Origin of the sequence: Brevundimonas sp. (assembly GCF_036659295.1) — a bacterium.
Lineage (GTDB): Bacteria > Pseudomonadota > Alphaproteobacteria > Caulobacterales > Caulobacteraceae > Brevundimonas.
This window is the reverse complement of the sequence record NZ_JAVXCU010000013.1, coordinates 39,772-49,104: the sequence shown is the minus strand read 5'-3', so window position 1 is coordinate 49,104 and position 9,333 is coordinate 39,772. Positions and strand designations below refer to the sequence as shown.

Sequence of the window (9,333 nt, the reverse complement as noted above, 5' to 3'; positions counted from 1 at the left end):
CCCTGTCCTGTCGGCCCATGTGATCGATGCCGCGCTGGAACGCGCCGGCGTTGATCCGGCCCGTATCGACGATGTTTACCTCGGCGTCGGCAACCACTGGGGCACCCAGAGCTATAACCTTGGTCGTCTCAGCGTGCATGCCTCGCGCCTGCCCGATGAAACCGTGTCGGGCTTTACGCTGGACCGCAAATGCTCGTCGGGCCTGAACGCCATTGCGCTGGCCGCACGCGGCATCATGACCGACGAGATCGACGCGGCGGTCGCAGGCGGGATGGAGAGCATCTCGCTGACGCTGAACAAGCACATGCCCACCTATCGCAACCGCTCAACGCGGGTGCTGGAGCATGACCCGCACGCCTATATGGCCATGATCGAAACCGCAGAACTGGTGGCCGATCGTTATGGCGTCAGCCGCGAAGACCAGGACCATTTTGCCGCCCAGAGCCAGCAGCGTGCCGCCGCCGCTCAAGGCTTGGGTCTGTTCAATGACGAGATCGTGCCGCTGACCACCACCAAGACCCTGTTTGCCAAGACCGGCGAAGAGATCGGCGAGGAAGAGGTCACGCTGTCGGCTGACGAAGGCATCCGTGCGGGCACGACTTATGAAGCACTGGCGGGCCTGAAGCCCGTCTTCAAGGACGGTCTGGTCATCAAGGAAGGCCGTCACGTCACCGCCGGTAATGCCAGCCAGTTATCGGACGGAGCCTCGGCTCAGGTCATCATGGATCTGAAGACCGCCCAGTCCGAGAACCTGCCGGTTCTGGGCATCTATCGCGGCTTCCAGGTCGCCGCCTGCAAGGCCGAGGAAATGGGCATCGGTCCCGTCTTCGCCATCCCCAAACTGCTGAAGCGCGCAGGCCTGAAGATGAGCGATATCGGCCTGTTCGAGATCAACGAGGCCTTCGCCTCGCAGGCGCTCTACTGCCAGCGCCACCTCGACATCGACCCCGCCATCCTCAACGTCAACGGCGGCGGCATCGCCATCGGCCACCCCTTCGGCATGACCGGCTCGCGCCTCGTCGGCCACGCCCTCATCGAGGGCAAGCGCCGCGGCGTCAAATATGTCATCGTTTCCATGTGTGTCGCCGGTGGCATGGGTGCCGCCGGTCTCTTCGAGGTCGCTTGATCGACGAACCCCCGAAAAGAAAAGGCCCGCCAATGGCGGGCCTTTTTTAATTAAGGTGGAGGTCCGTCAGGAGACAACGGCCCCCCGATGCACAGGCTACAGCCCCTCAGCCAGCAGCCTGCGCAATCTCTTTAAAGCTGGCCCGCCTGTTCCAGCACATCGAGGAAGGCCGGACGCTCGCCCCCGCCATGAACCTCCAGCACGGCACCCGAAACATAGGAAGCCGCATCCGACGCCAGATAGGCCACCGCATCGGCGATCTCGGCGCTACGCCCCAGACGTTTAAGACCGATATTGCGGCTGATGCCCGACTGGGCCTCATCGGTGCCATAGGTCGTCTCGGTCTGTTCGGTTTCGATATAGCCGACCACCACCGCATTAACGCGGATATTCGGCCCCCATTCATTGGCCAGACTGCGCGTCAGGGCCAGCAAGCCGCCCTTGGCCGCCGCATAGACCGAGGTGCCCGGTGACGGACGCAGGGCCGAAACGCTGGAAATATTGATGATGCTGCCACCATGCTCGGCCATATCGGCATGGACCGCCTGAGACAGCCATAACGGGGCCATCAGGTTCAGGCCGACGATCTTTTCAGCAAAGCGCGGTGAGGCCGTGGCCGCATCGCTGGGCGGCGAACCACCGGCATTATTGACCAAGACACGCACCGGACCCGCCTTGGCACGGATATCCGCCACCATGGCCGCCACATCCTGCGGATCGCGCACATCGCAACGGATAAACTCCAGCGCGCCCAGATCGCCCGGATCATTGCGTCCACAGACAAACACCCGATAGCCGTCCGCCAACAGGCGCTGTGCCGTGACCAGCCCCAACCCCTTGGTGCCGCCTGTAACCAGTGCAATAGGAGACAAAAACCCACCCTCATTACGCATTAATCAAATTACAGATTAAGTTTATACCGTTTTGCGTAATGACGTTCAATATTCTGCAGCACATGACATCCTCGAGAGTACGTCGTACTCGTCGATTGCGGGCTGCCCCTCACACAAAGCTTACGTTTACGCGCGCGTAAAGCTCTTGCGCTTTACGCCAACGTAAAGTTATCTAGCCGCATGGCTAATGCAGACGATCTCCGCACCTATTCGATCCGGCAGCTTTGCCGCGAGTTTGGCGCGACGGCCCGTGCGCTTCGTTTCTACGAGGACAAGGGACTGTTGACGCCTACGCGCAAGGGCCAGACGCGGGTCTATACCGCGCGTGACCGTGCGCGCCTGAAGCTGATCATGCGCGGAAGACGCATCGGTTTCACCTTGCAGGAAATCCAGGAGATGATGGATCTCTATGACCGCAAGGAACACAATGTCCACCAGATGGCGATTGCCCTGCCGCGTCACCGCGCCCGTGTGGACGCCCTGAAACAACAACTCGAAGACATTCAAGGCGCCATCGAAACGGCCGAAGAAGCCTGTGCCTGGATGGAACGTACACTGGTCGAACACAGACCGGACCTTTTGCCCGGAGCGGATGCCTACGCTTCGCTGTTGAGCGAACGTCTCAACAATCCCGATAATCTCTACCAGCCCTTTAAAGCGAGAGCTTAACTCATGGCCTACAAGTCGCCGGTCCGTGACCTGTCCTTCGTCCTGCACGACGTACTGCAAGTCGAAACCCACGCTGAACATTTCGGCAATGCCGACGTCTCGCGCGATCTGATCGATGCGATCCTCGAAGAAGGCGCCAAATTCGCCGACGGCGTGATCGCCCCGATCAACAAGACCGGCGATGTCGAGCATTGCAAGCTTGAAAACGGCGTCGTCACCGGCCCCACGGGCTGGAAAGAAGCCTATCACCAGATGGTCGAAGCCGGCTGGACCAGCCTCGCCTTCAGCCCCGAATATGGTGGTCAGGGCCTGCCCTCCATCGTTTCGATGGCGATCGGCCAGTTCACCGCTGCGGCGTCGGCGGCCTTCTCGATGTATCCGGGCCTGACCGCCGGTGCCTTCCACGGCATCGAAGCCAATGGTTCGGACGAACTGAAGACCAAATGGCTGCCCAAGATGGCGACCGGCGAATGGACCGGCACCATGAACCTGACCGAGCCGCAGTGCGGCACCGATCTGGGTATGGTGCGCACCAAGGCCGTTCCGAACGGCGACGGCACCTATGCCATCTCGGGCCAAAAGATCTGGATTTCGGCCGGCGAGCACGACTTTGCCGACAACATCATCCACACCGTTCTGGCGCGTGTCGAAGGCGCGGTTCCGGGCATCAAGGGCCTGTCCCTGTTCCTCGTACCGAAATTCCACGTCGATGACGCGGGCACCATCGGCGAGCGTAACGGCGTCCAGTGCGTCGGCCTCGAACACAAGATGGGCATCCACGGCAACGCCACCTGCGTCATGCAGTATGAAGACGCCAAGGGCTGGCTGATCGGCGAAGAAGGCCGTGGCATGAACAACATGTTCGTGGTCATGAACGAGGCCCGCCTCGGCACCGGCCTGCAAGGTCTGGCCATCGGCGACGCCGCCTACCAACACGCCGTCGAGTTCGCCAATGACCGCCTGCAGGGCCGCGCCCTGACCGGTCCGAAGAACCCCGAAGGTCCGGCAGATCCGATCATCGTCCATCCGGACGTGCGTCGTATGCTGATGGAAGCCAAAGCCTATGTCGAAGGCGGTCGCGCCTTCATCCTGTGGACCGCACTGCAAGCCGACCTGCAACATTCCAAGGACGAAGCCGTAGCCCAAAAGGCCAACGACTATATGGGCCTGATCACGCCGGTTCTGAAAGCCTTCCTGACCGACCGTGGCTTCCACATCGCCTCGCTGGGCATGCAGGTTCATGGCGGCTCGGGCTATACCGAGCACTTCCAAGCCTCGCAGTATCTGCGCGATGCCCGCATCACCATGATCTATGAAGGCACCAACGGCATTCAGGCGCTAGACCTCGTCGGTCGCAAACTGCCCGCCAAGGGTGGCCGCGCCATCATGTCGTGGTTCGGCGATATCGACGCCTTCGTCTCGGAAAACTCGGGCAACGAAGCCATCAAGGCCTATGTCGACGGCCTGTCCGACGCCAAGGCCAAGCTGCAAGAAGGCACGATGTGGCTGATGCAGAACGGCATGGCCAACCCCGACAATGCCGGTGCTGCCTCCAGCGACTACCTGCATCTGTTTGGCCTGACCGCCTATGCCTATATCTGGGCGCAGATGGCCAAGGCTGCCCAAGCCAAGATCGACGCCGGTGATGCCGATCCGTTCTATGCCAACAAGCTGAAGACGGGCCGTTACTTCATCGAGCGCATCCTGCCAGATGCCGCCGGTCACCTGACCAAGATGAAGACCGGTGCCGAAGTCCTGATGGATATGGAAGCCTCGGCCTTCTAAGCCAGACTGATCGAAAGAGCCTTTCCCTGACGGAAAGGCTCTTTTTTTGCCCGACACAGCCCCGCATCAGTTCGCCGCCAGAGCGGACAATGCCCACAAAGAGGAAGCCCGAAAATGTCCATGAACGTCCTGAACCTGCCCACCCCGTCCTTCATGCAGGACGAAGACATCGTCCTGTTCAATGACAGCGTCGGCAAGTGGATCGACGACCACGCCCCGCCGGAAAAGTTCGCCCAGTGGATCGCGGCGTCGTCGGTACCGCGCGAGCTGTGGAATGCAGCGGGTGATGCAGGGCTTCTGGGCGTCTCCATGCCCGAAGAGGACGGCGGTTTCGGCGGCGACTATCGCCACGAGGCCGTCATCATGCAGCAACTGGGCTGGAAGGGTGCCGACCATTTCGGCATCTCGCTGCACAATGCGATCGTCATGCCCTATATCTGGCACTACGGCACCGAAGAGCAAAAAGCCCGCTGGCTGCCGCGTCTACAATCGGGCGAATTGGTCGGCGCGATCGCCATGACCGAACCGGGCGCGGGTTCGGACCTGCAAGGCATCAAGACCACCGCCATCAAGACCGGCGACCACTATGTGCTGAACGGCTCCAAAACCTTCATCACCAATGGCCAGATGGCCAATTTCATCATCGTCGTCGCCAAGACCGATCCTGCCGAAGGGGCCAAGGGTACGACCCTGATCTGCCTTGAAACCGATGGTGCCGAAGGATTTGAACGCGGTCGCAATCTGCACAAGATCGGCATGGAGGCCAACGACACCTCCGAGCTGTTCTTCAATGATGTGAAGGTGCCGCTGGAAAACGCCATTGGCGGCTCCGAAGGTCAGGGCTTTGTGCAACTGATGCAGCAACTGCCTCAAGAGCGCCTAAACATCGCCATTCAGGGCTGTGCCGCTTCCGAACGCGGTCTGGAAGTCACCCTCGCCTATGTCAAGGAACGCAAGGCCTTCGGCAAGCGGGTCATCGACTTCCAGAACACCCAGTTCAAACTGGCCGAGGTCAAAACCAAGTTGACGGTCGCGCGCGTGTTCGTGAACCACTGCATCGAGCAGCACCTACAGGGCAAGCTGGATGCCGCCACCGCCTCGATGGCCAAATACTGGGTCACCGACATTCAGGGCGAGGTCATCGACGAGATGCTCCAGCTGTTCGGCGGCTATGGCTACATGACCGAATACCCGATCGCCCAGCTGTATAAGGACGCCCGCGTCCAGCGCATCTATGGCGGCACCAACGAGATCATGAAGCTGCTGATCGCCAGAACACTGTAAGCCAGAACGCTTTAGGCAAGCGCTTACAAAAGACATTTCGGGGCGGTAGAGGGACGGCATGATCGTTCGCTCCCGCCCCGGCCCGCTGCAAATCCTGTTCGCTGTTAACGGCTCTATCCTGCCGCGCGTGATCGGCCGTCTGTGCCTGACGGCTGCCATTACGGTGGGCGCGATACTGCTGCACCGGACAAGGCCGGATTTGCCGGTGCATCTGGCGGCGGCACCCTTTGCCCTGATCGGGCTGGCGCTGTCGATCTTCATGAGCTTCCGCAATAATGCCTGCTACGACCGCTGGTGGGAGGCGCGCAAACTGTGGGGCGAACTGATTATCGCGGTGCGCTCCTTTATCCGCCAGACCTCGCTATTGCCGCAAGATCGCCGTGCTGCGATGCTGGACGGTGTCGGCGGTTTTGTCTTTGGTCTGGCCGCCCGTTTGCGCGGTCAGGACGAAGACGCTGCCATCACCCGATGGGTGGCGCTACAGCCTGCGCCCCATGCCACAGACGCCGCCCTGAACAAGGTTGGACGCCAGTGTAGCGAGCTGTTGCAAGACGGCCTGATCGACCCGATCCGCTATTCCGTTCTGGAGACGCGCCTGACCGAGATGAGCCATGTTCTGGCCGGTTGCGAGCGGATCAAGACCACCCCCCTGCCCTTTGCCTATGCGCTGTTGCTGCACCGGACGGCGCACGCCTTTTGCCTGATGCTGCCGTTTGCACTGGCCCCCAGTCTGGGTTGGTGGACCATGGCCGTGTCGCTGCTGGTGGCCTACACCTTCTTCGGGCTGGATGCCTTGGGTGACGAACTGGAAGACCCGTTCGGCAATGATCCCAACGACCTGCCACTGGACGCCATGAGCCGCATGCTAGAGCGCGAACTGCGCCATGCACAGGGGGCAACCGACCTGCCGCCCGTCTGGCCCGCCAAGCGCGACCGCCTCAGCTAAACCGGAACCGCTTAGCCTCCTGCGTCTTTGATAAGGCACAACACAGGAGCAAGCCCATGACTACCGAACGTCGCGTGGAGCATCCCGACGGTACCGTAGAGCACGTCACCACAACCGAAACCCCCACCACAATCGTCACCGAAAAACGCGGTGGTGGCATGGGCTTTATCGGCGTGCTGATCGCCCTGATCGCTATTGGCGTGATCGGCTATTTCGCGTTCACCATGACCCAGAGCCGTCAGGTCAGTAACAATGCCGTCGCCGATGCTGCTGCAAGGGTCGGCAATACCGCTGACAAGGTCGGCGAGGCCGTGGACCGTGTGGTCCCAGAAGCGCGCCCGGCACCCGAGCCGCAAACATCGTCCGATAGCTGATATTCCCGTACCGAGATGGCGTGACGGCGGGCTTTTGCTCGGCTAAACCCGAATGATGATCCGCCTTTATGTCACCGCCCCGCTGGCCGACGGCCATGCCGTTGCGCCCAGTCTCGACCAGTCACGCTATCTGACGCAGGTCATGCGCCTGAAACAGGGCGACGACCTGTTGCTGTTCAACGGCAAGGACGGCGAATGGCGCGCCGAGGTGGCCGAGGTGCTGAAAAAAGGGGCCATCCTGCGCTGCGTCGAACAGGTGCGCGAACAGACCTATGGTCCCGACCTCGAACTGATCCTTGCTGGTATCAAAAAAGCCCGCGTTGAAACCGTGGTCGAAAAGGCCGCCGAGCTGGGCGCAAGGTCAGTACAGCTGACCATCACCCAGCGCACCAATGCCGAGCGTATCCGCCTTGACCGTCTGGATGCCATTGTCGAGGAAGCGGCCGAACAGACGGGCCGCCTCGATGTTCCGGTTGTGCATGAATCCAGAAAACTGGCCGACATCCTCAAGGACTGGCCCGAGGGTCGCAAGCTGATGTTTTGCGACGAAACCGGCGGCGATCCGGCCATCCCTGCCCTGCAAAAAGTGGGCAGCGGCGCATGGTCGATCCTGATCGGTCCCGAGGGCGGTTTCTCGTCCGAAGAGCGCGAGCAACTGCGCGCCCTGCCCTTTACCACTGCCGTATCCTTGGGCCCGCGTATTCTGCGCGCCGACACCGCCGCCATATCCGCCATGACCCTGTGGCAGTATGCGGTTGGGGACTGGGAACGATAATCCGCTTTTGAACCTTTGCGGGGGCTTGTGCAGAGCTTGTCCGTGCATCATCTAACCCGCAACAATAGGGGTTACACATGGCCGAATACGCGCCGCTTACCAGAGATCAGCTGATCGAAACCATCAGCCGTGGCGAAAAGCCCGTTGATCAGTGGCGCGTCGGTGCCGAGCATGAAAAATTCGGCTTTGACCGCTCTTCCCTGCGCCGTCCCGCCTATGAGGGGACAAGCGGCATCAAGGCCATGCTGGACGGCCTGACCCGCTTTGGCTGGGCACCGGTCTATGAGGGCGAGAACGTCATCGCCCTTGAACGCAAGAATGACGAAGGCTTCACCGCCTCCATCAGCCTTGAGCCAGGTGGACAGTTTGAACTGTCGGGCGCGCCCTTGCTGACCATGCACGATATCTGCGACGAGACGGGCCGTCACCTGATGGAGGTCAAGCAGGTGGCCGACCAAATCGGTCTGGGCTTCCTCGGTGTCGGTTTCGATCCCATGTGGACCCGCGCCGACGTGCCGGTCATGCCCAAGGGCCGCTACAATATCATGCGCGCCTACATGCCCACCAAGGGCAAGCTGGGCCTCGACATGATGCTGCGCACCTCCACCATTCAGGCCAATCTGGACTTCTCGTCCGAGGCCGACATGGTGGCAAAGTTCCGCACCTCGCTGGCCCTGCAACCCATCGCCACGGCCCTGTTCGCCAACAGCCCCTTTATCGAGGGCAAGCCCAGCGGCTTCCTGTCGGCACGCGCCAATGTCTGGACCGATACCGATCCGGACCGCACCGGCATGTTGGGCTTCGTGTTCGAGGACGGCTTTGGTTACGAACGCTATGTCGATTATGCGCTGGACGTGCCGATGTATTTCGCCAAGCGCGGCGATGTCTATGAGGATATGTCCGGCCAGTCCTTCCGCGCCTTTATCGACGGCAAGGTCGATGCCCTTCCCGGCGACCGCGCCAATCTCAAGGACTGGGCCGACCACCTGACGACCCTGTTCCCCGAGGTGCGCCTGAAGCAATACCTCGAAATGCGCGGTGCCGATGGCGGTCCGTGGAGCCGCATTTGCGCGCTGCCCGCCCTGTGGACCGGCATCTTCTATGACGCGCCGTCGCTGGCTGCCGCATGGGACCTGTGCAAGGACTGGGACATCGAGGACCACGAGCGTTTGCGCCGCGACGTCACCCGTCTGGGCCTGAAGGCACAGGTCAATGGCCGCTCCGTGCGCGACATCGCCGTCGAGATGGTGGCCATCGCCAAGGACGGCCTCAAGAACCGTAACCGCCTGTCGGCCGGTATGGTCGACGAGCGCGGCTATCTGGGCGAACTGGAAGAAATCGCCGATAGCGGCATCACCCCCGCCGAGCGCCTGCTGAACCTGTATCACGGCGACTGGAACGGCGATCTGTCGCGTCTTTACCGCGATTTTGCCTACTGATTTCAAGCTTTAGGAAAACCGCATCACGGCTTGTTCAACATA

At 61.2% G+C, this 9,333-nt stretch carries 9 protein-coding genes; 8 read left to right on the top strand and 1 reads right to left on the bottom strand.

The window, feature by feature from the left end; genetic code table 11:
* On the top strand, positions 1-1,126 hold a 1,126-nt coding region (locus RSB01_RS04440; protein ID WP_332625108.1), incomplete at its 5' end, for an acetyl-CoA C-acyltransferase.
* Between the two features lie 131 nt (positions 1,127-1,257).
* Here the strand turns inward: RSB01_RS04440 and RSB01_RS04435 are convergent.
* Entirely contained in the window at positions 1,258-1,998 is a 741-nt protein-coding gene (locus RSB01_RS04435) for an SDR family oxidoreductase (RefSeq protein ID WP_332591782.1), read from the bottom strand.
* A 201-nt stretch (positions 1,999-2,199) separates the two neighbouring features.
* Here RSB01_RS04435 and RSB01_RS04430 point away from each other — a divergent pair, with 201 nt between their 5' ends.
* The 7 genes from RSB01_RS04430 to RSB01_RS04400 all read left to right on the top strand — a co-directional run bounded on the left by RSB01_RS04430 (position 2,200) and on the right by RSB01_RS04400 (position 9,291).
* Positions 2,200-2,688, top strand: a complete 489-nt coding sequence (locus RSB01_RS04430) for a MerR family DNA-binding transcriptional regulator (RefSeq protein WP_332591783.1) — start codon at positions 2,200-2,202, stop codon at positions 2,686-2,688.
* A 3-nt stretch (positions 2,689-2,691) separates the two neighbouring features.
* Positions 2,692-4,473 (top strand): acyl-CoA dehydrogenase C-terminal domain-containing protein, encoded by a 1,782-nt coding sequence (locus RSB01_RS04425; RefSeq protein ID WP_332591784.1) that lies wholly within the window; start codon positions 2,692-2,694, stop codon positions 4,471-4,473.
* 120 nt (positions 4,474-4,593) lie between these two features.
* A complete protein-coding gene (locus RSB01_RS04420; RefSeq protein WP_332625110.1) occupies positions 4,594-5,757 on the top strand; it encodes an acyl-CoA dehydrogenase family protein in 1,164 nt (387 codons plus the stop codon).
* 58 nt (positions 5,758-5,815) lie between these two features.
* Entirely contained in the window at positions 5,816-6,703 is an 888-nt protein-coding gene (locus tag RSB01_RS04415) for a bestrophin family protein (RefSeq protein ID WP_332591894.1), read from the top strand.
* Positions 6,704-6,759: 56 nt separating this feature from the next.
* Positions 6,760-7,077, top strand: coding sequence for a hypothetical protein (locus RSB01_RS04410; RefSeq protein ID WP_332591895.1), 318 nt, complete (start codon positions 6,760-6,762; stop codon positions 7,075-7,077).
* A 55-nt stretch (positions 7,078-7,132) separates the two neighbouring features.
* Positions 7,133-7,852 (top strand): 16S rRNA (uracil(1498)-N(3))-methyltransferase, encoded by a 720-nt coding sequence (locus RSB01_RS04405; protein ID WP_332591898.1) that lies wholly within the window; start codon positions 7,133-7,135, stop codon positions 7,850-7,852.
* A gap of 77 nt (positions 7,853-7,929) precedes the next feature.
* Complete coding sequence (locus RSB01_RS04400) at positions 7,930-9,291, top strand: glutamate--cysteine ligase (RefSeq protein WP_332591896.1); 1,362 nt, start codon at positions 7,930-7,932, stop codon at positions 9,289-9,291.
* The last annotated feature ends 42 nt before the right edge of the window (positions 9,292-9,333 follow it).